This is a genomic window from Nocardia sp. JCM 34519.1 (assembly GCF_020361265.1).
Taxonomy (GTDB): Bacteria; Actinomycetota; Actinomycetes; order Mycobacteriales; family Mycobacteriaceae; genus Nocardia; species Nocardia arthritidis_A.
In genome coordinates this window covers 1-26,293 of sequence record NZ_JAIRBR010000024.1, presented here as the reverse complement: position 1 = coordinate 26,293, position 26,293 = coordinate 1, and the positions used below count along the sequence as shown (strand labels likewise).

Genomic DNA, 26,293 nt, shown 5'->3' with positions numbered 1-26,293 from the left:
ACCCGTTGTTGTACGTGTGTCAAGTAACGTATCGCGGATGGTACGACGACGGATGAGCCCGGAGCAGCGCCGCGGACAACTGCTCGATATCGGCGCGGCCCTCTTCGCCGAAATGCCTTACGAGGATGTGCTGATGGAGGTGGTCGCCGAGCGCGCCGGCGTCACGCGCGGCCTGATGTACCACTACTTTCCGACCAAGCGCGACTTCTATGCCGCGGTCTTCCGGCGGGCCAGCGACCGGCTGCTGTCCAGCACGGAACTCGACGACGATCGCTCGTTCGAGGAGATCTTCGCGTCCGGGCTGGACGCGCACATCCAATACTTCGTCGACCATCCCCGCGAGGCGTTGTCGGTGAATCGCGGTGCGCTGTCCGGTGATCCGGTGATCCAGGCGATCATCGCGGAGGAATTGACCATGGTCGGGCAGCGCATTCTCGACAAACTCGGGTTACAAGGCCACGCACGGGAATTGGCCGCGGTGGCGATACACGGGTGGTTGGTCTTCGTTCGGGCGGTGTGCGTCGAATGGATCGAATCGCGGACCATCACCCGAGACGAGTTGACGGCACTGTGCCTGCGGGCATTTCGCGGAGCGATGGAACCGGTGTTGGGCGAGCGGTAGGCGTACCTGCGCCTCGGGCGGGATTCACGCCGCCGTCGGGAGGGCGCGACCGACCAGCAGGATGGTCATCGGGGTCGGCGGCAGCAGGCGGGGGATCATGCGGTGCAGGCCGGAGGTGTCGAATGCCGCGTCGCGCAACGCTTCTCGGGTGCGACGGTTCGGGTGGCAGCCGTCGGCGAGCGCCATCCACGGGCGTTCCATGGCGTCCTGGGTGAAACCGATCGCGCGGTTGAGCAGACCGTCGTCGCCGGCGTGCACATGCTCGAGCACCAGGACTTGTCCGCCGGGCCGCAATACGCGCCGCACCTGCGCCAGCGCCGCCGCCATATCCTGAACGCTGCACAGCACCATCGGTAAGACGACGGTGTCGAATTCGGCGTCCGGAAACGGCAGGTTCTCCGCGTACGCGTCGTGGATTTCGAGCGCTATCCCGTGGCGGCGCGCCCGCGCCCGCGCGGTCGAGCGCATTGCCGGGTTCGGTTCCACGGCGGCGATCGAGGTCACCGCTTCCGGAAGATAGCCGATGTCGTGTCCGGGGCCCAGCCCGATGAACAGGACCCGGCCGCGCGCATCGGCCAACAATTTCCGCCGGACCGGTCGCAGGAAGATGGGCTCCGCCACGGACATCCCCGCCGAGTACCACCTGCCGAAAAACGGGCTGCACATAACCGAAACGGTAGCGCATAACTGTCTGGCACAGTTAGGAATCGGTGCAGGACGAGTGGCCCACGACTATTCACCGAGTGATAGCTGGAACGGCGTGGCGGCCGTGCTGCGGCTCGGCGAATGGTTAGGCTTCTCGCGAAATCGGCTGATCATCGGCGTTGAGAGGGGAGTTCGTTGCGGTGCGGCACGCGCTGTTGCGTCACACTTGCTGATTCTGTGTCAGCCCGCCGGTGATCGATCAGACCGGGCGTGGTCCGACCGCGCGGCAACTGCTTATCGCGGGTGCCGCGGGGTTGGTGGTTTTCGCGCTCGCGCTCGGTTTCCTGATGGGCCGCTACACCGGCTCTTTCGGATCGAAAATAGCCGTGGTCGCGCAGCTGACGAATGTCGGCGACGGTCTGCCACAGGGATCAGCCGTCAAATTCCGCGGCATGCAGATCGGTGAGGTGACCGATGTTTCGGTCGCGGCGGTGGGCACGGAGCAATCGGTGCACATCGATCTGGATCCGGAATTCGCGGGCAAGATTCCGGCGAATGTGACGGCGCGAGTGGTGCCCGACAATCTGTTCGCGGTGGCCGGTGTCGAACTCGTATTCAACGGCGGCGATCGCGAATTCCTGCACGCGGGTTCGCGGATCGCGCAGGACCACGGCGCGGGCACGATCACGCTGCAGCACACCCTCACCTCGGTGCGCGGCGTGCTCGACAAGATCGATCCGATGCAATTCGGCCGGGTGCTCGGCACCCTTTCGTACGCGCTCGACGGCAGCGGCCGGCTGCCCGGCTCGACGCTGGAGCGGGTGGATCGCTGGCTGCGCGAGGTGAGCGCCGCGACGCCCGACACGCCGGGCCTGCTCGACGATCTGGCGGCGTCCATGCGCGCGTTGAATCAGTCGGCGCCGGATCTGATCGGGGTGCTGGCGAATTCGGTCGAATCGGCGCGCACCGTCGCGGACCGGCGGGGACAGCTGGTGGCGCTGCTCACCGGAAGTACCAGCACGGTGGGCACGGTGCAGGACCTGTTCGCACGCAATCCCGATGTCGGCAAGGAGGTTACGGCGGGCACCAGCGATACCTTCGGCGGTCTCGCCGCTGACCCGGACTCGGTGACCAGGGCCATCGCCAACCTGAACGATTCGACCCGCCGGCTGAAGACCACCTTCACCTGGGGTCCACAGCACCAACAGGTTTGGAACGCGGGCATCAGCTTCACCCCGTGGGAGCCGAATACCGTCGCCGACTGCCCGCGCTACGGCGCGCTGACGGGTCCGAGTTGCGGAAACGCCCCTGCCGTACCGGATTACGGCTACCTGCCCGAATCCATGCGCCCGCACCGGCTGGACGCGGCCGCCGGATTACCGCCGCCCGCACCTGTGGCGCCCGGAAATCCGTTGCCGCACAGCGGACCCGATCCGTTCGCCGGAACACCGTTGCAGGGCCTGTTTCCGGCCGCGCTGGCGCAGCCGGGCGGCACGATCGCGCTCTCCGGCGATGCCGCGCAGATCGCGCTGCTCGGCCGACGGCCGAACGCCGCCGAATATCTCTTGCTGGCAACGATTCTGCGCGGCGGGACCGTGCAGGTGAGCCCGGGGGAGGGGAAATGAGCATCCGGCGGCCGCTGATCGGATTCGGTTTGTTCGCCGTTGTCTCGGTGCTGGTGACGGCGATGATCTGGAATACGTTGGCGCGGCCGGTGCCTGGGGCGACCGACACCTACACCGCGACCTTCACCGATGTGCTCGGGCTGCGCGAGGGCGACGACGTGCGCATGGCGGGCGTGCGGGTCGGGAAGGTGGATGGCATCGAGCTCGACGGCGCCGATCACGCGCGGGTGCGAATTCTGGTGCGGCGCGACAAGAAGTTGTACGGCAATACGAAAGCCCTTGTCCGCTACCAGAATCTGATCGGTCAGCGCTACATCGCACTCGAACCCGGCAAGGACGGCGATCCGGCGCCGCTGCCCGGTGGCGCCACGATCCCGCTGGCCCGCACCGAACCGTCGTTCGAGGTGTCGGTGCTGCTCAATGGTTTCCGGCCACTGTTCCAGGTGCTGTCCCCGGATCAGGTGAACAACCTCTCGGAGACCTTGATCCAGGCGTTGCAGGGTGACGGAGTGTCGTTGAGCGCGTTCATCACCCAGGCCGCCGCGCTGGCCACCGACTTCCGCCAGCGCGACACGCTGCTCGGTGACGTGATCACCGAGCTCTCCGGTGTGATGTCCGAATTGGCAAGGCGCGGAAGCGAATTGGAGACACTGGTGACCCAGACGAGGGCGCTGGTGAACGGACTGTACGAACAGGGGCAGTCATTGCAGCGATCGACAACGCGGATCGCCGAGGCCACCGGCTCGGTCGTCGCCATGCTCTCCCGGGTCCAGCCGCAGCTGGCACCGGCCCAGCGCGCTACCAGGGACGCGCTGGATCTGTTGCTGGCCAACGGTGAGCGGCTGGACCGGACGGCGGTCGATCTGCCCGCGATCATGGCCGACGCGGGCCGATTCGCCGACGAGGGCACCTACACCAACGCCTACATGTGCCGCGTCGACATCACGCTGTGGGGTGTGCTCTTCCCGCGCGGCCTGATCTCGCAGATCGGCGGCCCGGCGCAGTCGGCGGTGTGCCGTCCGTGACCGGCATCCTCGCCCGATTCGACGGGAACCGCAATCTGTGGATCGGCCTGCTGGGCGCGGTGCTGCTCGCGCTCATGCTCGCGGTGCCCCGCGGCTGCCAAATGCTCGGCGCCGGTGAGCAATCCATTCAGGCGGAGTTCGCGCAGGCGGCGGGGGTCCGGGTGGGAGACGAGGTGGATGTGGCCGGCGTTGCGGTGGGCCGGGTTTCGGGGCTGCGGCTGGACGGCAGCTTCGTGACGGTCACCCTTCAGGTGGACCGCGACGTGCGGCCCGGTCCGGACGCGAAGGCATCGATCCGGCTGGCCACCCTGCTCGGCCGTCGTTACGTCGATCTGCGACCCGGCGACCACTCCGGCCTGCCGGGAAATCGGATTCCGCTGTCCAACACCGATGTTCCGTACAACCTCGCCGATGTGGTGCAGATCGGCACGCCGAAGTTCGCGGCGCTGGACACCGGCAAGCTGGTGACCACGCTGAACCTGCTCGACCAGCAGTTCGGCAGTTCGCCGCAGCTGTTCGCACAGGCACTGGACAGCGTCGGCGCGCTCGCCGAGGTGATCGACAAGCGGCGCGGCGAAGTCGCGAACCTGCTGCAGGATCTGGACCGGGTGACGAAAATCCTTGGGGAGAACCGCAACAGCGTGCGGCTGGTGATCACCCAGGGCGATGCGATCGCGGCCAGGGTGATGGAGCGGGAGGGGTTGCTGCGGCAGCTGCTCGACAATATCGCCACGCTCACCCGGCAACTGCGCGATATCGGCGCCGACAACGACGACCAACTCGGCCCGACCATCGACCAACTGGACACCATGACCCAGGGCCTGCGCAAGAACAAGGAGAACCTGGACCGGCTGCTGTCTATCATGCCGCCCTCGGTCCGCTATCTCGCGAATGCCTGGGGCAACGGCAATTACGCCGAGGTCGCCTTCCCGTGGCTGTTCCCGGACAACTGGCTGTGTTTCGCGAACGTCATCGAGGGGTGCCGGTGATGATCGAGTGGGTCAGGGTGCTCGGGGCCGGGTGCATCGCGCTCGCGATGGGTGGGTGCTCGCTGGTGCCGGGCTCGGTGAACAGCGCGCTGGGCAATACGATTCGCATCACCGCCGATTTCGAGAGCGGCGCGGGCGTTTTCGAGGGTGACGAGGTCGATGTGCTCGGCACGCCGGTGGGCCGGGTCGAAAAAGTAGTGCCCAAGCCGACATTCGCCGAAGTGCACCTTTCGATCGACCGGAACGTGAAGATCGCGCACGACGTGGTCGCCGCGATCGTCTCGCCGTCGGTGGTGACCGACCGGCACATCGAGCTGACACCCGCGTACACCGGCGGCGAAACCCTCGCGGCCGGAACGCATCTCCCGACGGCCAGGACCAGGACGCCGGTCGAGATCGATGCCCTGATCAAAACCATCGATCAGTTCGCCGCGGCGCTGAAGCCGGAGCCGGGCACCGAGGTCGGTGTGCTGTCGGGCCGGGTGCTGTATCCGATGCTGAACGGGAACGGTGCGAAGCTGCGGGACACGCTGAACGCGCTGTCCGGTGCGCTGAAGGTCGGCGTCGACAACAAAGACGCGGTGGCCACCATCATCGTGCAGCTGAACGAGCTCACCACCGTGCTCGCCGAAAACGACGAATCCGTACGGGATTTCAGCAATCGGACCACCCAGCTGTCCGGGTTGCTCGCCGATCAGGCGCCGGGCCTGCAGGCGACGCTGGAGCAGATCGACGGCTTCCTGGTCAACACCAGCTCGCTGCTGAGCAAGTACCAGGACAGGCTGATCGACACCGTGCACCGGCTGACCGAGGTGACGGATCAACTGCGCGCCAACGCGTTCGGCGTCACCGAGATCGTGGACGTGGCGCCGATGCTGCTGCAGAGCATCGATCGGTCGATGAACCGGCAATACGGCTACATCAGGTTGCACGCGCTGCTCGGCACCGCGCTGTCCGGTGAGCAGATCGCGGTGATATGCCAACGGCTGCAGATGCGTGCGGACGGCTGCCGCACCGGCCGGGTCGCCGATCTCGGACCGGATTTCGGTATCACCGCCGCGCTGCTGGGGTTGACGAAGTGAGGCGGGCGGGTGCTCCGCTGATCGCGGCGGCCGTCCTGGCCACGACCGCGGGCTGCGGGGTCACGGTGGAGCGATTGCCCTTGCCGTCCAAGGGAATATTCGACGCCACCTACCCGATCCATGCGGTCTTCGCGAATGTGCTCAACCTGCCGGACCAGGCGAAGGTGAAGGTCGGCGGTTCGGATGTCGGGGTGGTCTCGCACATCGACGTCACCAATTATCAGGCGGAGGTCGAGCTCGATATCCGCAAGGATGTCGAATTACCAAGGGGCACAATGGCTCAGCTGCGGCAGGCGACGCCGCTCGGCGATATGTTCATCGCGCTCGCCGAACCGAACGCTGCTCCGGACGGTCCGAAACTGCGCGCAGGCGACACCCTGCCGATCGAGCAGACCTCCGCGGGCGCCACCGTCGAGGAATTGCTGGTCTCGATATCGCTGCTGTTCAACGGCGGTGGCATCGCCGATATCGCGAAGCTGACCGACGAATTGGACGCGGCGGTCGGCGGCCGCGCCGACGAATTGTCCTATCTGATCACCAAAACGACGAGCACCTTCACCACCCTGCACGACAACAGCTCCCGCATCGACGGCGCGCTGGCCGGATTCGACGCGCTCACCGCCACCATCGAGGCGAATCACGCCGAACTCGGGCAGGTCGCCGAGACCTTGCCGCCGCTGCTCGGCACGATCGCCGAAAACAACAGGGCGCTGGGAGAATTGCTCGCGAAGGTGGCGACCGTCAGTGCGGCGCTCGGTGATTACGCCGACTCCTCGACCGAACAGTTGCACGGGTTGCTGGACAACACCCGAAAGCTGATGTCCGCCTTGGCCGCCACCGGTGACACCTTCGGCGCGCTACAGGATGCCTTTCACGAGATCCGGCCGTACGTGGATGCCACCTTCCGCGGCAGCGCGCTCGCGCCGTACGCGAATATCCAGTACCTCGATATCGGGCTGCTGACGGCCCCCGGCACCAGCAAATTCTTCGATCTGACCGATATGGCGGATTTCGTCGGCAGCCTGATGCAGGTGCTGCAGATCGTCACCGCCCGGCTGACGGGCCCGCGATGAAAGCCCTTGTGCGGCACCGGCTGCTGCTGGCGAACCTGAGCCTGGTGCTGGTGTTGTTCGTCGGCGGCGGGTATCTGCTGGTTTCGGTGATGCGGTTGAATCCGCTGCGCTCGACCTACACCGTCACGGTGCTGCTCGACGCGTCGGGCGGGCTGCAGTCGGGCGGTGATGCCACCATGCGCGGGGTACGGGTCGGCGAGGTCGCGAAGGTCGACGTGGTCGATGCCGGGAATTCGATTGCCGCAGAGATACGAATCGACACGAAATACCGGATTCCGGTCGACACGGAGGTCGCCGTCGCCCGATTGTCCGCGGCGGGCGAGCAGTACCTGGATTTTCGTCCGGCCCATGATGCGGGGCCGTACCTCGACGACGGGGCGGTGGTGCCGTTCGAACCGCGAAGGGTGCACACACCGACGCCGGTGTGGTCGCTGCTCGACAATGCCAGCGCACTCATCACCCAGCTCGACCCGGAGAAGATCGGGGTGATACTCGGCGAGTTGGATACCGCGCTGAGCGGCGGCCCGGATCAGTTGCGGCACACGGTCGACGGGCTCAGCCTGGCCGCCGCCGGTCTGGACAATCTGCTGCCGCAGACCACGAATCTGATCACCAACCTGCGCACCATCGCCGCGACCACCAAGCACGCTCAACCGGATCTGACCACCCTGACCCGTAATTCGGGCGTGCTGGTCGATCAGCTGAATCGGGCCAATGCCGAGCTGCGCACCGTATTGGACAGCGCGCCAGGACAATTGACCGAGCTCGGCGCGGTGCTCGACCGCAGCGCCGACCCGATCACCGGCCTGCTCACAAACCTCTCGGCCATCGTCAGGGCGGCGCAACTGCGGAATTCGGCGCTGCGGGCGCTGTTCCCCTCCTTGGCACTCGGCGGTGCGGCGCTGGGTGTTCCGGCGCACGACAACGAATTCCACGCCATCTTCGATATCTGGCTGCGGCCGTACTGCCAGTACCGATCGACGCCGATCAAACCCGAGGTGGTTCAGGACGGCACCCTGCCGAAGTGGAATTACTGCGATTTCCCGCCGCCGGGCCAGCAAATTCGCGGGGCGGCCAACGCTCCCCGGCCGGATGTGCCGAACAACGGCGCGAATATGCCGCCCGGTGTCGACCCGAACGAACGCACCCTGCCGCCGGTGCGCTGAATTGCCTTCCGGCCGAGGGTTCAGAGACTTTCCAGTAATTGCCACAACCGGCAGTTTCCCCGGCTTCCGGACGAGCCGGTTGTATTGGCACCATTACGTGCGTGCCTGTCGGGGATCAGGCCCGCCGGTCGATAGTGTGTCAGGCGGGCTGTGGTGTGGATGGAACACGCTCGTCGAGAGGACACTCGCGGATGGCATCGGCCCGGGGATCGCGGATGTGGTACGGCATCGTGCGCATGGCGCTGATCCTGCTCACCATCGTCATACTGCCGTCGGCCTATCTGGCCCGGCCGGTTCGCGCGGAGACCGATGATTCCGGCCAGTGGGCGGCCACGTCGGATACGTTCGCGCCGCAGGACTTCCGGGCGGCCCCGTATCTCGGCAACGGCCGGATCGGGACCATGTTGCCGCCGAGCGGCGGCGGCTACCAGGGCTACGGCGACGACGTGCGCACGGCATTTCCCTTGCAGGAACCCAGATACACGGGCACTTATCTCGCGGGTTTCTATGCGCGCTCGCAACTTTCGTGGAACAACACTCAGGTGATCGCGGCGCTGCCCGCGTGGTCCGGCTTCACCGTGGAGGCGGCGGGGCGGGCCTATCGACCGGATGTGGACCCGGCCGCGGTTCGGGATTACCGGCAAACCATGGATTTTCGCGCCGCGAAAGCCACCACTCGGGTGACCTGGACGCCGGACGCTGATCATCCGGTGGAGTTGGCATACGAAACCTTCGTCTCGCGGGCGCGTCCCGATCTGGCGGTGCAGAAAGTGACTGTGCGCCCGCACTTCTCGGGCCCGCTCACGGTGACCGACCTGATCGATCGGGCGGCCGCCCGCCGCGCGTCGGTGATCACCGCGACCGCCGATCCGGATCGCGGCCGGACCGTGGTCGGGATGCGCGCGGATGGCACCGACGACACTGCGTACCTGGTCTCCGCGGTGGACGCACCGGCGGGTGCCGCCGGGTCCGCGCTGCCCGGCGGCGACGGCATCGCCTATACGCTCGACGTGCGCGACGGCGGCAGCTATGGCTTCGTCAAATACGTCGGCATCTCCTCCGACGACTACGGTCCCGACCCCCGCGCCGCCGCGACGGCCGCCGCCGAAGCGGGCCGCGCCGCTGGTTTCGACGCGGTCCGCGCCGAGCACGTCGCGGCGTGGGATGCGCTGTGGCAGCCCGCGATTCGGATCGAGGGCCGCGACGATTACGGTCGTTGGGTGCGCACCGCCCTGTATTCGGTGCTGGCCAGCGTGCGGGCGGGGGACCGGTGGTCGGTGCAGCCCGCGGGCCTTTCCTCGGACGACTATGGCGGTCTCACCTTCTGGGATGCCGAAACCTGGATCTTCCCAACACTTCTCGCGCTGTATCCGGAACTGGCGCGCACCGTCGTAGAATTCCGGGTCGCGGCCTTGCCCGCGGCACAGGCGAACGCGCACGCCTACGGTCTGCCCGGGGCGCTGTACCCGTGGGATGAGGGCCCGGGCCAGCGGTGCGCGACGCCCGCGGTATGCGGCCTGGTGGAAGAGCATCTGCACAACGAAATCGTGCTGTCGCAGTGGCAGTACTATCTCGCGACCGGTGACGAGCAGTGGCTGCGCACCGGCGGCGGGCCGGTGATCGTCGCGATCGCCGACTACCTCACCGCCAGGGTCGGCCCGAAACTGCCGGACGGCAAATACCATTACGCGCCGGTCGGTGGCGCCGACGAATACGTCGCGACCTCGGTGGACAACGCCCTCACCAACGGCGGCGTCATGAACACCATGCGAATCGCCAGGCGCACAGCGCAATCGGCGGGTCTGCCGGTGGATCCGCGATGGGCCGATATCGAGGCGAATATGGCGATGCCGCCGGATATCGTGCCCGGTGTGCCCGCCGAATACCTCGGCTACGCGGGCGCGCCGATCAAACAGGCCGATACGGTGCTGCTCAGCTATCCGTTCTCCTATGCGGGACAAGGCTATTCGCCGGTCGATACGCTGCACTACTACTTCGACCGCACCGATCCGGGCGGCCCGAATATGAGCAACAGCGTCGGCGCGATCCTGAGCGCGCAATACGATCCGTGCCGCACCCAGGAATTCCTGGATCAGGGCGCGCAGCCGTATGTGCGCCCGCCCTACGGTTTTCAGTCCGAGGCGCGCGGTGACCGTTCCGGCGCGAACGCCCAAGGACAATCGGCGTGGATCTTCGTCACCGGCTCGGCGGGCTTCCTGCAAGGCCTGCTCTACGGCCCGACCGGCCTGCGCTGGACCGATTCCGGTCCGCGCCTGGATCCCATGCTGCCCAGCGGTTTTCGTGACGGCATGACGGTGCGCGGCCTGGCCGTCGGCGACAGCAGGCTCACGGTGCGCATCGAAAAGTCCACCACCACGGTCACCGTGACCGACGGCGGCCCGGTCACCCTCGAAACCCCGTTGGGCCGCAGGACGATCGGCAAGGGCGACGAACTGCGCCTACCGACCCGGCCATCCTGCTAGGGGCAGGGGTTGCCCTCGAAGGAGGGATCGAGGGCGCGCTCGACGATGTAGGCGACGGTCGGTGAATTCGGCAGGGTGGCATGCAGGTAGGGGTCGGCGGGGCAGAGATCCTGGACCATCACGTTGTGCACTGTCGCGCCGGGACCGGCATGGAGGAATGTCTCCTCCGGCGGCCGCGACACATCGTCGAGGCGGCTGGCGATCGCCGTGTAGTCGATGCCGGGTACGGTCTCGCCGTCGTCGTTGAGCTGGTGCAGGAATTCGCTGCCGACCAGCTGCTGCACTATCGCGACGCCGACCAGGGGCGCGGCCATATGCTCCGGGCTCTGCGGGGTGTCGACGCGGTTGGCGTCGACGAGCCCCTGGTACGAGGTGCCGTGATTCGATCCGACCAGGGTGATGAGGTGGCCGACCCGGTCGCCGCCACCGTCGAACCGCACATACTGCCGGGACACCACCGCACCCTGCGAATGGCCGACGAGTGCGACCTTCGCCGCCCCGGTCGCGGCCCGCACCCGCTCGACGAACGCGCCGACCTCCCGTGCCGATGCCCGGATATCACCGGTCGCGTACTGCCCGGGAATCGACCCGAACACACTCGTGGCGTCTCGGCCGTAGTTCAACGAAAATACGCAGTAGCCAACGGCTTTCAGTCGCGGCGCGAGCACGTCCCAGGCGTTCTGGTTGTCCCAGGTGCCGTGGACGAGCACCACGGGTTCCGGATGGGCGGCGCTCGGCGCGCAGCTCCAGTCGTTCGCTCCGGGCGGCGCAACGCTGCCGTCGGGGTTCTTGCCGAACGGCGCCGCGGTCGCATTCGGCGCCAGGGAGCCGAAAAGCGCTGAGCAGCAGAGTAAACCGCTGAACGCGGCGGCGAACCGCCGCTTCGCACCGGCCATCGGGCTGCCTTTCATCCGAATCAATTGGGAAAGCTGAATTATCCGAATGATCATGCCGTCTACCAGTTCCCGGCGCACGCCCTCGGTCTCGGGGTCCCGGTAGCCGGATGGCCGAGGGATCATGAGACCGTGGCAGAACAGGTCAGGTACTGGCGGCATCCGGCGGTCGCCGACGTCGATCTGGTGGTGGCCCGGTACCGGCGGCACGAATTCACCAGGCACAGTCACGAGGCATTCGCCATCGGGCTGAACGAGATCAACGGCGAGCGCCTCGGTATCCGCGGTGACAACGAGGTGGTGCGGCCCGGCGGACTCATCCTGATCAACCCGGGGCAGGTGCACACCGGGCAGCCGGCGGCGCCGGGCGAATGGGGTTATCGCGCAATATATCCGAGCCCGGCCCTGGTCGGCGCGGTGGCACGGGAACTGTCGACCGGCGCGACGGAGTTCCGGCGGTCGGTGGTGTATGACGACCTGTGCGCCAACGCTATTCGCGTCGCGCACCGGGCCGCCGAACGCGGTGACCGGCTCGCCGCGAGTTCGGCGCTGCACGCCGCGCTCGGCCTGCTGCTCACCCGGCACGGCGACCGGCGGCCGCGGCCGGTGCGCGCTGCGGGCCGCCGCGATGTCGCGCTGGCCCGGGCCATGCTGCACGAGCGGATGACCGCACCGCCGACCCTGGATGAGCTGGCCGAGCACGCCGGAACCGGAAAGTTTGCACTGCTGCGGGCATTCCACGCGGAGTTGGGACTTCCGCCGTTCGCATACCTCAACCAACTGCGGGTGCGCCGGGTGCGCGAACTGCTCGCGGCCGGTACCCCGCTCGCGGTCGCGGCCGCCGAAACCGGATTCGTGGATCAGGCGCACATGTCGAGGCATTTCCGCCGCATCGTCGGAATGCCGCCGGGCGTCTATCGGGCGCAGACGGGCGGAGTTGCTTACCGCAATCACGTACAAGAATCGCCGACCGGTCGCGTTCTACCGTCGCGGGATGACGGAATTCCCACTGGAGCCCGATGCTGCGTCGATTCGTGAAATGGGCATGCGGGCAATAGATTTCGTAGCGGATCAGGTCGAGAAATGGCCGCGGACGCCGGTGTGGCGTCCGGGGGCGGCGAATCCGCTGCTCGCGCCGCCGCCGGAGCTGCCGGGCGAGCTGGACAAGCTGTTGTCGATGGTCGGCGACGCCGCCGATCGCGGACTGAACACCGCGTCCGCGGGCTATCTGGCGTACTTTCCGGCCGGCGGGCTGATCAGCGCCGCGATCGGCGAGATGATCGCCATGTCGCTCAATCGCTTCACCGGATTCGCCGCGCTCGCACCGGAACTCGTCGCCATCGAGCACAGTGTGATCGCCTGGCTGTGTGGCCTGTTCGGGTTGCCGGAAGGGGCTGGTGGGTTGATAACCACCGGCGGATCGCTGGCGACGCTGGCCGCCGTCGTCGCGGCGCGCGAACGCGGCGGCGGCCCGGATTCGGTGCTCTACGTAGGTGAATACGCGCACCACTGCATCGCGAAGGCGGCGCGGCTGTGCGGACTGCCGGACGACCGGATCCGGATCGTGCCGTCCACCGCGGAACTGCGGATGGATACGGGGCGAGCCGCGGAGATGATCGCCGCCGACCGGGCGCGTGGGCTGCGCCCGTTCCTGCTCGCCGCGGCGGCGGGCAGTACGAGTACCGGATTGATCGACCCGCTCGACGAACTCGGCGAATTGGCCGAACGCGAGGGGCTGTGGTTCCACGTCGACGGCGCGTACGGTGCGCCGTTCCAGCTCACCGAGCGCGGGCGGGCGTTGCTGACCGGCATCGAGCGGGCGGATTCGATCGTGCTGGATCCGCACAAGAGCATGTTCCTCCCGTACGGGACCGGAGTGGTGCTGGTGCGCTCGGAAAGCGCACTGCGGGCGGCGCATTCGGGGGACGGCAGCTATCTGCACGATATCGAGCGGTGCGCAGGTCTGCCCGACTACGCCGACATCGGCCCCGAATTATCAAGGGAGTGGCGAGGTTTGCGGTTGTGGCTGCCGCTGCACCTGCACGGCATCGGCGCGTTCCGCCGAGCGCTCACCGAAAAGCTCGAACTCGCGGAATTCGCCCATCGCGAGCTGATGCGGATACCGCGACTGGAGGTGCCGTGGGCGCCGGATCTGACCGTCGTCGGATTCCGGCACCGCGACGGCGCGGCGGCGAGCAGGCAACTGCTGGAACGGATCAACGGCGCCGGACGGTACTTCCTGTCCAGCACCGAGGTGGCGGGCGCCTACACCGTTCGGATGTGCCCGTTGAGCGTGCGCACCCATGCGGAGCAGATGGCGGAGGTGATCCGGGACATCGCGGCGGCGGTGTGAACAGCTATCGTCCGGTATCGATCGCGCGTAGCGGCCCGTCTATCGCGCCGGAACGTGATATGAACTGCGAATGTCGGAGGACCCGGATGTGGCGCAGGCCCGTGTGCTATTGGACGCCCTTGCCGCACAGATCATCTCGCTGACGCGCGCGGTCGACGTCGCCGAGCGGAATCGGCGGCCGGACGAAGCCCGCGCGCTACGCGTCGACCTGCACAACGTCCGGCGCTATATCGAGCGCATACACCAGCGCTTCCCGGAAACGGTTGAGCCGCGCCACGATTAGTTCGGGCTGATCAGCCCGCGAGCAGCGCACCGCCGAGTGCGACAGCGGCGATCCAGCCGGTGCTCGCGGCGGCGAGCACGATCGGGCGCGGCCCGACCTTGGCGAGCGCGGTGAGCCGGACGCCCGCGCCGATGGCGAACATGGCGGCGGTGAGCAGCGCGGTCTGCAGCAATTTTGCGGGCCCGAGCACTCCGGTGGGCACGATGCCGGTGGTGCGCAGCGCGGCGCAGCCGAGGAAGGCGAGCACGAAAAGCGGTACCAGCGGAACATTTTTCGCGGCGGCCCGGTCCGGGCTGGTGCGCCGCACCTGCCAGCCGACGATCGCGAGCACCGGGGCGAGCAGCACGACCCTGGCCAGCTTCACCACCACGCCGACGGTGAGCGCCGCACCGCCGATCGCGCCGCCCGCCGCGACCACCTGGGCCACCTCGTGGATGGCGCCGCCGGCCCAGATGCCGCCGGTGTGCTGATCGAGCCCGAAAGTATCGGCCAACAAGGGGATTACGCCGATCATCACGGTACCGAAGACGACTACCAGCGCCAGTGCGGTCAACAGCTCCTCATCCTCGGCGTCGATCACGCCGTCCACCGCGGCGGCCGCCGCGGCGCCGCAGATGGAGAAGCCACAGGCGATCAGCAGCCGCTGGCTCCAGCTGATGCCGAGAAACCGGCCGAGCCACATGGTGAACCCGATACCCGATCCGACGATCGCGATAACGACGACGATGGCCACCGGGCCGAGTCCGAGAATATCGCTGAAGGTCAGCTGCAACCCGAGCAGCGCGACCCCCGATCGCAATAGTCTGCGGCCGGAGAATTGCAGGCCCGGCTGTAAACGCTGCGGCAGCGCAACGACATTCGCCAGTACCGCACCGAGCACGATCGCGACCAGCAGGGGACTCAGCGCGGGCAGATAGTGGTTGATCGTCAGCACGATCGCCATGACCGCGCAGGCGAGGCCGAGTCCCGGTGCCGCGGCACGCAATTCGGCGACCTGGTGAGTCGGCCATGATGTCTTGCCCGGCAGGGTTTTTCGATTTCCGGTCGCTTCGGTTGTCACCCCATCACGGTGCGGGGTGCGGATCGGCGGCGGTAGAGTCGATCCGGCTATCACCTCATATCCCGGTGATATGAGCCTCGACCCCATATGATCGGGATATGTCGAGGCCCGACCTGGTGCTGTTGGAGTTGCTGGTGGCCGTCGACGAGCAGGGCAGCCTCGGCGCCGCGAGCCGGAATGTCGGTATGGCACAACCGAATGCGAGCCGCGCGCTGCGGCAGTGGGAACGCAGGCTCGGATTGCAACTCGTCGAACGCAGCCCGCGCGGCTCCCGGCTCACCCCGGCGGGCACCGTGGTGGCGCACTGGGCGCGGGAGGTACTCGCCGACCTGGACCGGCTGGTCGACGCGGCGCACGCACTGCGCGCCGACCGAGCGGCCGAACTCACCATCGCCGCCAGCCTGACCGTCGCGGAATGCCTGCTGCCCGGTTGGCTCGGCGAATTCCGCAGGCAGCGACCGGATATCCAAATTCACCTGCAGGTCAAGAATTCACAGCAGGTGTTCGAGGAACTGTTCGCCGGCGAATGCGATCTCGGATTCGTCGAATGCCCCACCGTGCCGCCACGGCTGCACAGCGTCGCGGTGGCCCGCGACAGCCTGGTGGTCGTGGTGGCGCCGCGGCATCCGTGGGCGCGGCGCAAACGCCCGCTCGCCACCGCCGAACTCGCCGCGACCCCGCTGCTGGTCCGCGAGCCCGGCTCGGGCACCCGCGACACACTGGATCTCGCGCTCGCCGAATATCCGCGCGCCGAACCGCTTTTGGAACTCGGCAGCGCCGCCGCGATCCGGGCCAGCGTACTCGGCGGTGTCGGCCCGGCCGTGCTCAGCACCCTCGTCGTCGCCGACCAGCTCGCGCGCGGCGAGCTGTGCCCGGTGCGCGTCACCGAACTGGATCTGCACCGCACGCTGCGGGCCGTCTGGCGGGCGCCGCGCGAACTCGGCGGCGCCGCAGGGGAATTGCTCGCGGCGGTGGTCGGCCGCGGGTGAACCGGCCGAATCGCTCAGACCGACAGCAGCTGTTGGAAGAACACGCGATATTCGCGGAATCTGGTGCGCAGCGCCTCCGTATCGCCCGCGCCGCTCGACCATTCATCGGACATGCGCTTGTGCCGATCGGCGTAGGCCGCGGTGAGCTGATCGATTGTCGCGCCGACCAGTTCGTGCGCCTGCTCGACCGCGGCGCGTGGATCGTCGACGAAGGCGATCTGCAGTTCGCGCCAGCGGTCGCGCAGCCGCTCCCGGTCGGCCGCGACGAACAGCGGCTCGATCGGTTCGTGCTCCGAATTCGATTGCGCGGCAGTTCGATCGGATTGCGGTTGCGGGCCTGAGGATTCGCTTGCGATACCGGCCTCACGCATATCGTGTACCGCCGATTCGGTGGATGTGTCGGTATCGGACGTGCTCGGGCCGGATTGCGGCGCTGCCGTCTTCGCCTGCGGCGCTTCATATTCGGCCGGACGGTGGGCTGCGGCAAGCTTCGGGTCGTCGGTCGCGCCGTGGGGCGTGGCATGCTCGCCGGTCTCGGCATCGTCGCGTTCGGTCGCGTCCGTTGTTCGTTCGTTCATGGCAGTACGTCCTTCTTATCGTGTTCGGATCCTGCCGCGTGCTTGTCACCGCGCTGCGCGTCGTGCGAATTCCCGTCCAGCAGTTCGGCGAACAGCGCGCGATAGTGCACCAGTGCGGTCCGCATATCCTCGGTCGAGGCGCCGTCGTGCCGGAGGGCGATGGCGTGCGCGTTGCGGTAGTTGTCCAGTACCCCGCCGTGCTCGACCGAGAGGTCGGCCACCTGCTGATCGTAATCCGTTGTGGGATAGCCACGTTCGGCCATCACCTCGGTGACTAGCCGGTCCGCCGCATGTACCGCCTGATCGGGGTTGTCGATGAATTGTTCCTGCACGCCTGCCCATTCGTCGGCGAAGTACCGCTTGCGTTCGGCGGGCAGCTCCCGCAGCTCCAACTGCGAATGCCTGCGCTCCCGGTCCTTCAGCTCGCGTTCGGCCGACCGGCGGTCCGCATGGTCGGCCACGGCCCGGTCGTACTCCGCGCCGAACCGCTTGCGTAGTCGCTGCCGTTGGATCAGCGGCCAGCACAATATTGCGACGACCGCCAGGATCAGCACTACCACCACGATCACCCACACAACAGCCACCTCATCCTCCTTCGACGAGACCGCCCCTCCAGAACCGGTAGTGCCTCGCGGGCGGGAACTCAAACCTTCGGCGGCGAGCTTTCAATTCCCCTTCCGAGCAGCGGAATTCGATCTTGGGCGGTGGCCGTTTCGGATCGGTCGGGCCGCGGTGACGCGGTGTCGTGATCTGATGGATCGACATCCAGCAAAGGGAGAGCCAGATGAACCAGTTGCCGATGCTGTCCGCCGTCAGGATCGCAACCGACCGGACCCTGCTGCGCAAGGCGCGCGACACCGATCGGGAAAGGCTCATCCAGCTGCGTACCGACCCGGAGGTCTGGGCACATCTCGGCGGCCCGCGTCCGCGGCAGGATGTCGAGCAACGTCTCGATGCGATCGGCGGCACCGCCAACGCGACCGCCGCCCCCGGCGCCTTCGTCATCGCGGACAACGCCACCGACGACCTCATCGGAACACTGGAGCTGAAGCGGCGCCCCGCCAACCAGCCCGGCCATATCGCCGAAGACGGCGGCGAACTGGAGATGGGTTACCTGATGCGGCGCGACGCCTGGGGCGCGGGCTTGGCATTCGAGGCCGCCACCGCCGCCTTACGCGCGGCAGCGAACGAACTCTCCGACGAGCCGGTCCTCATCGTCACTCGGACAACCAATAAACGTTCCCTGAAACTGGCGGGCCGCTTGGGATTTCGTCCGGTCGGCACCTTCGAATGGTTCGATGCCGAGCAGACCCTGTGCGTGGCCATGCTGCACTCGTTCAAAGGCGAAATGCTCAGCGGCCGTAACGAATCAAGGCTCATATCCGATGATCGGATGACCTATCGGGAGGATTTCACATGAGAAGAACGACAATTGCCGCGGGGCGGGTGGCGGTCGGGGCCGCGTCGGTGCTGGGCTTTGCGGCGGTAATCGGCTCGGGGACAGCGCAAGCCGCGCCGCAGGACTGTGTCGTCACGCGAGATCTGTTCGGTGCGACAGCGGCATGTCACGACACCGACGCGCCTGCTGGCAGGGAGTACACCCTGATCGTCGAATGTGTTGGCCTGCACGGTATTCCGAATGCTTTTCCGCTCATGGCCATCGGTCCTTACGAGGGCTCGTGGGGTGGGTCCTTCGCTCCGTCCGGTCAGGGCACGGCTACGTGCTTGGGCCCCACCAGTATCGGGACAGTCACCAACGCTTACGTAGCGATTTACCGCAACTGACAAGCGGGATAACCACCGGAAGCCACGGATCACACTGTTCCGGAACGGCGGGAGAAGATGGGGCGGCGAGTTGTACCGTCGGTGCGCAGGATTCGGGGTCTGCGGACGGTGCGGTCGAACCATTCGCCGAGGGTTACGCCCGCGGCGAGGGCGCAGCCGACGCCGAAGGCGGCGAGCAGTTGGTTGGCTCCGAGGATGAGTTGATCGTTGAGCAGCGCGTACAGTCCGCGATACACCTTGAGACCCGGTAGCAGCGGGGTGATTCCGGCGACGGCGACGACCAGCGGGGGAGTGAGGGCGCGCCGCGCGAGCAGACCGCCGGCCAGGCCGATCATCGTCGCGGCGACGCCGGAGGACACCACCGGGCCGAATCCGGCGTCCTGCACCAGCAGATAGCAGATGGTGCCCGCCGCGCCGCCGAATGCGGCCGCCGCGAGCGCGCGCCGCTCGGCGTAGCAGGCGAGCGCGAACATGAACGCCGCCACCGCACCCGCGACCACCTTGAGTACCAGGTCGGTGCTGTCCCGGCTCGGATTCATATTGATCGCGGGCACGGTGGCGCCGGTGATCTCACCGACCCGCAGCGCGCACGCGATGCCCGCGATGATGCCGCCGGTCATGATCATCACCTCCAGCATGCGCGCCGACGCGGTGATCGGCGCGCCGGTTATCGCGTCCTGCACCGCGCCGAACAGCTGTAAACCGCTGAGCAGCACGGTGATTCCGGCGGCGATGATCAGGGTGGCGTCCACCTTGATGCCCAGTGGTTCGGCCAGTGTGGACAGCACGATCGCCGGTGTCGCGGCGATCGCGCCGCCGACCATGTGCTGGAAGAAGAACGGCAGACCGTACCGGTTGAGCACCCGGTTGGTGCGGTCGATGGCGGCGGTCGCGACGAAGCTGACCGCCGCGACGATCAGATCGCCGCCGAGCAGCGCCGCGATGGCGGCGGCCAGCAACGACCACGCCAGTGTCGCGGCCCAGCGCGGATACGGGTGGGCCGCGGCCACGATGGCGTCGAGCGTGGCACGGGCCTCCTCCGGCGGCGGCAGTTCCCGGCGGATGCGGCGGGTGAGCCGGTCGGCCGCGGCCAATCGGGTGAAATCGAGCGCCCGGTGGCGCACGACGCGCATGGTGCTCGCGGGCGGCAGCAGCGGCCCGCGGTCGGCCCAGATGCGAATCGCGTCGTAGGTGACGTCGATATGGCACTGCGACAGCCCGTACGTCTCGGCGATAAATCTGACCTGGGCGGTCGTATCGATCACGCTGGTGCCGGACGCCAACACCACCTCACCGACCCGCACGGCCAGCTCGAGCACCTCGGCGACCCTGGCGTCGTCGGTGAGATCGATCGGCTGCAGCGGCGCGGGCGCGGTGACGACCCGGTCGATGATGGCGTGCCGATCGCCCGCCAACTTGTCGAGGACCGGGCTGAGCAGCGGGATCCGCAGCGCGAGGCGGCGCCGCGGCCCGCGTCGCACGTCGGTGTCCAGTACGGCCCTGTCATCGAAGGCTGCATCACTCGCCATGATCGCGAAGGTAGTCACCATCCGCCTGGTCGCGCATCCGCAAAACGCGATTGCGGTGGCTACACCCCGGGAAGTGTGACCGGATCGTCGCAGCTGGACGGCGGATCGATCTGGGAGCAGCCGGCCGGCGGGCGGGTCGGCAGATAGTTTCCGGGTACGCCGCCGCTCCTGGTGATCTCGCTGTAGGCCCCGACGGCGTCGGTCGGGCGGCGCAGCAGGATCGGATCGCTGCGGACATCCACCGTGTAGAGGCCGAAACGCGGTGTGTAGGAACCCCATTCGTAGTTGTCGGTGATGCTCCAGTAGTTGTAGCCGATCACCGGGATGCCGTCCATGCGTGCGCGCTGCAACCAGTACACGACATCGCGCAGATAGTCGGCGCGGTCGTAGCCGTCCGGACGCGGCAGCCCGTTCTCGGTGGCCATGCCGTTCTCGACGACGTAGAGGCTCTTGCCGGGGAAGATCCGCTGATAGCGCCGCAGCGCGTAGTAGATTCCCTCGCTCGCCAGCGGCAACTCCCACAGCTGCAGCGTGTCGCTGCCCGCGGCGGAGCGGGCGACCGCCTTGGGGTCGGCGACCGCGTCGAAGTAGTAGTCGACCCCGACGTAATCGAGCCGGTCCCGGATCCGGTCCACCCACGGCCCGTTGACCTGCTCGTCGGCCTTCGCGACGAATCCGACATTGCTGGTGACCATGGCGCCCGGCTGCACGCCGTGGATGTAGTCGTAGATTCCGTTGTGCGCCTGAGCCATTCGGTCCGCGATCGTGTTGAACACCCGGTCGCGGTCGGCTCCGGGCACGCCGGTGTTGTTCAGTTCCTGCACGATATAGGCGACCGGCTCGTTGATGGTGACCCACAACGGATTCCGGTTCGCGTACCGGTCGACCACCCGGCGCATGCCGGTGAGCCAGCGCTGCACCATCCGGTCGCCCTGCCAGCCGCCGTCACCGGACACCCAACCCGGATACACCCAGTGGTCCAGCGTCAGCATCGGCCGCATTCCCGCGGCCGTGATCGCGCCGATCAGTGCGTCGTAGAACAGGAATGCGCCCTCGTCCCACCCATCCGGACGCGGTTGCACCCGCGCCCATTCGATGCTGACGCGGTACACCTTGACGCCCAGTGCGGCCGCGCGGGCGATGTCCTCGAGGAAACGGTGATAGCTGTCAACGGAATTCAGGTATGGCTCGTATCCCGACCGGGCAATATAGCGCGTCCAGTTGCTATCCGGGGCCGAGCCCTCGGTCTGGAATCCGGAAGCCGCGACGCCCCAAAGGAAATCGGGCCCCAGCGGCGCGACCGGCCCCGGCGCTTGGGCGTGGGCCTGCGCGGGCGTTGCCGCCCCGGCGAGCACCGCCAGCGCGGCGGCCATGGCAATCGAACACAGACGAACAGACGAGCGCATAGAACTCCGATCCGAAAGGCCAATCAGAACAAGGGTTTCGGCACCACCACACATCCGCATGGCCTTCGGAGCGGCCGCATGCCCGGATGGGATCGCCGGACCAACTGGGGATCTTCCGTTGCCGTACCTCCGTGCGCCGACGAAACCGGGCCACGAGCACGCGGCACACCGCGTTCGGTCAGTGATACCACGGTCCCGCAGGCTCTTTCGGGTGAATCGGATGCGTGATGATCACGATTCCGGTGTGGTCACGGGAGGTGCGGGAGCGCCGGTCGCCGAATTGGTCGGTCGATACGATCACACTGGACGTCCGGATTGATTACTGTCCGAGGGAATCACAAGTGGACCGTCCCGGTGCGGGCACCCCGGGCCGCGGACGGTCCGAATTTTGCTTTGTCGATCGGAGAACCCGTTGAGGCTCGACAGAATCGCCGCGCTGGGCGCCGCGGTGTTGCTGACCGCAGGACTAGCGCTGACCGCGTGCTCGTCCAGTAACAGCAGCGACGACACGGGCGTCGTGACAACCAATCTCGGCGAACCACAGAATCCGCTGCTACCCGCCAACCAGAACGACAACTACGGCAGCCGCATCGTCGACCGGTTGTTCGCGGGCCTCAAGTACTACGACGCGAATGGCAACGCCCACAACGAGGTGGCTCAGTCGATCGACACCAGCGATCGCATCCATTACAAGATCACCTTGAAGCCGGACTGGAAGTTCACCGACGGCACCCCGGTGACCGCGAAATCATTCGTCGACGCCTGGAATTTCGCGGCGCTCGGCACCAACGCCCAGATTCAGGGCTACGTGTTCAGCCCGATCGTCGGCTACGACGACGTGAGCGTGAAAGATCCCAAGGTGCAGACGATGTCGGGTCTGCAAGTGGTGGACGACCACACGTTCACCGTCGCGCTGAAGAGCCCGTCGATCGATTTCGAGGCCGAGCTGGCGTACGCGCCGTTCTATCCGCTGCCCGCGGTGGCCTACAAGGATCTGAAGGCGTTCGGCGAGAACCCGATCGGCAACGGGCCGTACAAGTTCGCGCACGATGGCGCCTGGAAACACAACGTCCAGGTCGACTTGGCGCCCAACCCGGACTACAAGGGTGGCAGGCCCCCGAAGAACAAGGGTCTGCGGATGGTGATGTACCAATCCTTCGACACCGCGTACGCGGATCTGCAAGCGGGCAACCTGGACACCCTCGACACCATTCCGGACAGCGCGCTGACCACCTACAAGAAGGATCTCGGCGACCGCGCCATCACCAAACCCACCGCACAGAACTCGCATATCGGCGTGCAGCCGACGATGGCGCACTTCGGCGGCCAGGAGGGTGTGCTGCGCCGAAGGGCGATCTCGATGGCGGTGGACCGGGTACTGATCGCCGACAAGATCTTCCACGGCCTCCGAATCCCGGCGCGTGACTTCACCGCGAGCACGCTGCCCGGCTTCAACCCGAACCTGCCCGGGGTCGATGTGCTGAATTACAACCCGGACGAGGCCAAGAAGGTGTGGGCGCAGGCCGACGCGATCTCTCCATGGTCGGGCCAGTTCCAGATCGCGTACAACTCCGACGGCGGCCATCAACCCTGGGTCGACGCCGTGTGCAACAGCATCAAGAACACCCTCGGCATCGACGCGGTCGGCGCGCCGTACGCGGCCTTCAAGGACATGCGGTCGGCGATCACGAACAAGACGATCGGCAAGGGGTTCCGCTACGGCTGGCAGGGTGACTATCCGACGATGCTGCAGTTCCTGACCTCGAACTACTACAGCACCGCCGGATACAACAACACCAACTACAACAATCCGGAATTCGACCACCTGATCGACCAGGCACTGGCCGCGCCGACCGAGGAGGAGTCCTACAAGCTGGTCGGCCAAGCCCAAACCCTTTTGCTCCGTGACCTTCCCAGCATTCCGCTGTTCGATTACATTGCGGCAGCTGGTCGTTCGGACAAGGTGAAGGCGGCCCCACTCACCTGGGCAGGCCAGTTCGATTTCGAAAACATCGAGAAGTAGCGAATTTCGCCGCAGCCGCCGGCCTAGTTCAAATCGTCGACGGTTGCGGCTTCGTTGCGGGAGAGGTTGATGCCGAGGTTGGCTGCCGCGCGTTCGAGGTCTTCGTCTTCGCCTTCGCGTAGTTCGATGGCGGCGCCGTCGGAGGAGAGTACTTCGACGTTGAGGCACAGTGATTGCAGCTCTTTGAGCAGGACCTTGAACGATTCGGGGATGCCGGGTTCGGGGATGTTCTCGCCCTTGACGATGGCTTCGTAGACCTTGACCCGTCCGACGACGTCGTCGGATTTGATGGTGAGCAACTCTTGCAGGGTGTAGGCGGCGCCGTAGGCCTGCATGGCCCAGCACTCCATTTCCCCGAACCGTTGGCCACCGAATTGGGCCTTACCACCGAGCGGCTGCTGGGTGATCATCGAGTAGGGGCCGGTGGAGCGGGCGTGGATCTTGTCGTCGACCAGGTGGTGCAGTTTCAGGATGTACATGTAGCCCACGGCGACCGGGTACGGGAACGGTTCCCCCGAACGCCCGTCGAACAGTTGGGCTTTGCCGTTGGCGTCGACCATGCGTTCCCCGTCCCGGTTGGGCAGGGTCGATCCCAACAGGCCGGTGAGTTCTTCTTCGCGGGCGCCGTCGAACACCGGGGTCGCGATATTCGAGTCGGCGGGGGCGGCGAGCATTTCCTCGGGCAGGGCTTTGGCCCAGTCGGGGCGGGTGCCGTCGGCGCCCGCGCCGACGTCCCAGCCGGCTTTGCCGATCCACCCGAGGTGGGTTTCCAGGATCTGGCCGATGTTCATCCGTCGCGGCACACCGTGGGTGTTCAAAATAATGTCGACCGGGGTGCCGTCGGGCAGGAACGGCATGTCCTCGGTGGGCAGGATCTTGCCGATGACGCCCTTGTTGCCGTGGCGGCCGGCGAGTTTGTCACCGTCCTGGATCTTGCGTTTCTGGGCGACGTACACGCGCACCAACTCGTTGACGCCCGGCGGCAGGTCGTCGTCGTCATCGCGGGAGAACACCCGGATCCCGATGACCTTGCCGGACTCGCCGTGGGGCACCTTCAGCGAGGTGTCGCGGACTTCGCGGGCCTTCTCCCCGAAGATCGCCCGCAACAGCCGTTCCTCCGGGGTGAGTTCGGTTTCGCCCTTCGGGGTGACCTTCCCGACCAGGATGTCGCCGTCGCGGACCTCCGCACCGATCCGCACGATCCCTCGCTCATCCAAATCGGCGAGGACTTCGTCGGAGACGTTGGGGATGTCGCGGGTGATTTCCTCGGCACCGAGTTTGGTGTCGCGGGCGTCGATCTCGTGTTCCTCGATATGAATCGAGGTCAACACATCCTCTTCCACCAAACGCTGCGAGAGGATGATGGCGTCTTCGTAGTTGTGGCCCTCCCACGGCATGATCGCCACCAGCAGGTTTTTACCGAGGGCCATTTCACCGTTCTCGGTGCACGGCCCATCCGCCAAAACCTGCCCGGCCTCGACGCGTTGGCCCTCGTCCACGATCGGACGCTGGTTCGAACACGTGCCCTGGTTGGAGCGGTTGAACTTCCGCATCCGATACGACTTGCGGGTGCCGTCATCGGCCATCACCGTGACATAGTCGGCCGAAACCTCCTCCACCACACCGGACTTCTCGTTCACCACCACATCACCGGCGTCGACCGCGGCCCGCAACTCCATCCCGGTACCCACCAACGGGGCCTCCGACCGAATCAACGGCACCGCCTGACGCTGCATATTCGCACCCATCAGCGCACGGTTCGCATCATCATGCTCGAGGAACGGAATCATCGCCGTCGCCACCGACACCATCTGACGCGGCGACACATCCATATAGTCGACCTCCGACGAGTCGACCACCTCGACTTCCGCGCCCGCGCGTCGAACGGTGATGCGCGCGTTGCGGAATCGGCCTTCGGCGTCGAGCGGTTCGTCCGCCTGGGCGACGACGTGCCGGTCCTCGACATCGGCGGTGAGATAGTCGATCTCGTCGGTGACCTTGCCGCCCAACACTTTTCGATAGGGCGTCTCGATGAACCCGAACGGGTTCACCCGGGCGAACACCGAAAGATACCCGATGAGACCGATATTCGGGCCTTCCGGCGTCTCGATCGGGCACATGCGGCCGTAGTGGGTGTAGTGCACATCCCGCACCTCCAGCGCCGCGCGTTCGCGGGTGAGGCCGCCCGCGCCGAGCGCCGAGAGGCGGCGCTTATTCGTCAGACCCGACAGCGGATTGTTCTGATCCAGGAACACCGACAGTTGCGAGGTTCCGAAGAACTCCTTGATCGCGGCGACCACCGGGCGGATGTTGATCAGGGTCTGCGGCGTGATCGCCTCGACATCCTGAGTCGTCATCCGCTCGCGAACCACACGTTCCATGCGGCCCAGACCGACTCGGATCTGGTTCTGGATCAACTCGCCGACGGTGCGCACACGGCGATTGCCGAAGTGATCGATATCGTCGACCTCGACCGGAACCTCGATACCGCCCGGCACGGTCATGGTTCGGTCGCCCCGGCGCAGGCGCAACAGGTATTCGACGATCGTGCCGATGTCCTGCGTGGTGAGCGCCGTCGTCGCCCGTTCGTCTTGCGGCACACCGAGTTTCTTGTTGATCTTGTAGCGGCCGACGCGGGCCAGGTCGTAACGCTTCTCCTTGAAGAACAGGTTCTCCAACAGCGT

Annotated in this window: 23 protein-coding genes; 15 read left to right on the top strand and 8 right to left on the bottom strand. The window is 66.7% G+C overall.

From position 1 onward, the window contains the following. Positions 1-37 precede the first annotated feature (37 nt). The gene (locus LGY53_RS36970) at positions 38-622 is read left to right on the top strand and encodes a TetR/AcrR family transcriptional regulator (protein WP_225731346.1); all 585 of its coding nucleotides are present in this window, start codon (positions 38-40) and stop codon (positions 620-622) included. 24 nt (positions 623-646) lie between these two features. Here the strand turns inward: LGY53_RS36970 and LGY53_RS36965 are convergent, their stop codons facing one another. Continuing rightward, on the bottom strand, positions 647-1,249 hold the full coding sequence (locus LGY53_RS36965) for a methyltransferase domain-containing protein (protein WP_255664768.1): 603 nt from the start codon (positions 1,247-1,249) through the stop codon (positions 647-649). Positions 1,250-1,518: 269 nt separating this feature from the next. On the opposite strand from LGY53_RS36965, the gene LGY53_RS36960 reads away from it, so the two are divergent. From LGY53_RS36960 to LGY53_RS36930, 7 genes are all read left to right on the top strand, one after another. Continuing rightward, positions 1,519-2,892 carry an MlaD family protein gene (locus LGY53_RS36960; protein WP_225731344.1) on the top strand — a complete coding sequence of 458 codons (1,374 nt, stop codon included), beginning with the start codon at positions 1,519-1,521 and terminating at the stop codon, positions 2,890-2,892. After that, the gene (locus LGY53_RS36955; RefSeq protein ID WP_225731343.1) at positions 2,889-3,917 is read left to right on the top strand and encodes an MCE family protein; all 1,029 of its coding nucleotides are present in this window, start codon (positions 2,889-2,891) and stop codon (positions 3,915-3,917) included. Before LGY53_RS36960 ends, LGY53_RS36955 begins: the two co-directional genes overlap by 4 nt. Then, a complete protein-coding gene (locus LGY53_RS36950) occupies positions 3,914-4,906 on the top strand; it encodes an MCE family protein (RefSeq protein ID WP_225731342.1) in 993 nt (330 codons plus the stop codon). Before LGY53_RS36955 ends, LGY53_RS36950 begins: the two co-directional genes overlap by 4 nt. Then, positions 4,906-5,988, top strand: coding sequence for an MCE family protein (locus LGY53_RS36945; RefSeq protein WP_225731341.1), 1,083 nt, complete (start codon positions 4,906-4,908; stop codon positions 5,986-5,988). Before LGY53_RS36950 ends, LGY53_RS36945 begins: the two co-directional genes overlap by 1 nt. Continuing rightward, positions 5,985-7,061 (top strand): MCE family protein, encoded by a 1,077-nt coding sequence (locus LGY53_RS36940; RefSeq protein WP_225731340.1) that lies wholly within the window; start codon positions 5,985-5,987, stop codon positions 7,059-7,061. The genes LGY53_RS36945 and LGY53_RS36940 overlap by 4 nt, the downstream gene beginning before the upstream one ends. Then, positions 7,058-8,227, top strand: coding sequence for an MlaD family protein (locus LGY53_RS36935; RefSeq protein WP_225731339.1), 1,170 nt, complete (start codon positions 7,058-7,060; stop codon positions 8,225-8,227). The genes LGY53_RS36940 and LGY53_RS36935 overlap by 4 nt, the downstream gene beginning before the upstream one ends. Before the next feature lie 191 nt (positions 8,228-8,418). Continuing rightward, positions 8,419-10,710: a glycosyl hydrolase family 65 protein gene (locus tag LGY53_RS36930; protein ID WP_225731338.1), complete on the top strand. Its 2,292-nt coding sequence runs from the start codon at positions 8,419-8,421 to the stop codon at positions 10,708-10,710. Here LGY53_RS36930 and LGY53_RS36925 read toward each other — a convergent pair. Then, positions 10,707-11,729, bottom strand: coding sequence for a triacylglycerol lipase (locus LGY53_RS36925; protein WP_225731337.1), 1,023 nt, complete (start codon positions 11,727-11,729; stop codon positions 10,707-10,709). The genes LGY53_RS36930 and LGY53_RS36925 overlap by 4 nt on opposite strands. A 6-nt stretch (positions 11,730-11,735) precedes the next feature. Between LGY53_RS36925 and LGY53_RS36920 the strand changes: the two genes are divergently transcribed. From LGY53_RS36920 to LGY53_RS36910, 3 genes are all read left to right on the top strand, one after another. Continuing rightward, positions 11,736-12,641 carry an AraC family transcriptional regulator gene (locus tag LGY53_RS36920; RefSeq protein WP_225731336.1) on the top strand — a complete coding sequence of 302 codons (906 nt, stop codon included), beginning with the start codon at positions 11,736-11,738 and terminating at the stop codon, positions 12,639-12,641. After that, positions 12,598-13,956: an aminotransferase class V-fold PLP-dependent enzyme gene (locus LGY53_RS36915; protein WP_225731335.1), complete on the top strand. Its 1,359-nt coding sequence runs from the start codon at positions 12,598-12,600 to the stop codon at positions 13,954-13,956. Before LGY53_RS36920 ends, LGY53_RS36915 begins: the two co-directional genes overlap by 44 nt. A gap of 70 nt (positions 13,957-14,026) precedes the next feature. Next, complete coding sequence (locus LGY53_RS36910) at positions 14,027-14,239, top strand: hypothetical protein (RefSeq protein ID WP_167474203.1); 213 nt, start codon at positions 14,027-14,029, stop codon at positions 14,237-14,239. Between the two features lie 10 nt (positions 14,240-14,249). On the opposite strand, the gene LGY53_RS36905 is transcribed toward LGY53_RS36910, so the two are convergent. Next, a complete protein-coding gene (locus LGY53_RS36905) occupies positions 14,250-15,266 on the bottom strand; it encodes a YeiH family protein (protein ID WP_374111291.1) in 1,017 nt (338 codons plus the stop codon). A gap of 131 nt (positions 15,267-15,397) precedes the next feature. Between LGY53_RS36905 and LGY53_RS36900 the strand changes: the two genes are divergently transcribed. Beyond that, complete coding sequence (locus LGY53_RS36900; protein ID WP_225731333.1) at positions 15,398-16,288, top strand: LysR family transcriptional regulator; 891 nt, start codon at positions 15,398-15,400, stop codon at positions 16,286-16,288. Between the two features lie 14 nt (positions 16,289-16,302). Here LGY53_RS36900 and LGY53_RS36895 read toward each other — a convergent pair whose 3' ends face one another. Together LGY53_RS36895 and LGY53_RS36890 are read right to left on the bottom strand one after the other, a co-directional pair. Further along, a complete protein-coding gene (locus LGY53_RS36895; protein ID WP_225731332.1) occupies positions 16,303-16,866 on the bottom strand; it encodes a hypothetical protein in 564 nt (187 codons plus the stop codon). After that, positions 16,863-17,450, bottom strand: coding sequence for a hypothetical protein (locus LGY53_RS36890; RefSeq protein ID WP_225731331.1), 588 nt, complete (start codon positions 17,448-17,450; stop codon positions 16,863-16,865). Before LGY53_RS36890 ends, LGY53_RS36895 begins: the two co-directional genes overlap by 4 nt. Before the next feature lie 200 nt (positions 17,451-17,650). On the opposite strand from LGY53_RS36890, the gene LGY53_RS36885 reads away from it, so the two are divergent. Both LGY53_RS36885 and LGY53_RS36880 read left to right on the top strand, forming a co-directional pair. Continuing rightward, a complete protein-coding gene (locus LGY53_RS36885; RefSeq protein ID WP_225731330.1) occupies positions 17,651-18,286 on the top strand; it encodes a GNAT family N-acetyltransferase in 636 nt (211 codons plus the stop codon). After that, positions 18,283-18,651, top strand: coding sequence for a hypothetical protein (locus LGY53_RS36880; protein ID WP_225731329.1), 369 nt, complete (start codon positions 18,283-18,285; stop codon positions 18,649-18,651). The genes LGY53_RS36885 and LGY53_RS36880 overlap by 4 nt, the downstream gene beginning before the upstream one ends. Before the next feature lie 29 nt (positions 18,652-18,680). Here the strand turns inward: LGY53_RS36880 and LGY53_RS36875 are convergent, their stop codons facing one another. Next, positions 18,681-20,096, bottom strand: a complete 1,416-nt coding sequence (locus tag LGY53_RS36875; RefSeq protein ID WP_225731423.1) for a threonine/serine exporter ThrE family protein — start codon at positions 20,094-20,096, stop codon at positions 18,681-18,683. A gap of 143 nt (positions 20,097-20,239) precedes the next feature. Next, entirely contained in the window at positions 20,240-21,553 is a 1,314-nt protein-coding gene (locus LGY53_RS36870; RefSeq protein WP_225731328.1) for a family 1 glycosylhydrolase, read from the bottom strand. Between the two features lie 445 nt (positions 21,554-21,998). Here LGY53_RS36870 and LGY53_RS36865 point away from each other — a divergent pair, with 445 nt between their 5' ends. Further along, positions 21,999-23,609: an ABC transporter substrate-binding protein gene (locus tag LGY53_RS36865; RefSeq protein ID WP_225731327.1), complete on the top strand. Its 1,611-nt coding sequence runs from the start codon at positions 21,999-22,001 to the stop codon at positions 23,607-23,609. Positions 23,610-23,632: 23 nt separating this feature from the next. Here LGY53_RS36865 and LGY53_RS36860 read toward each other — a convergent pair. Next, the coding region (locus tag LGY53_RS36860; RefSeq protein ID WP_225731326.1) for a DNA-directed RNA polymerase subunit beta at positions 23,633-26,293 on the bottom strand (2,661 nt) is incomplete at its 5' end.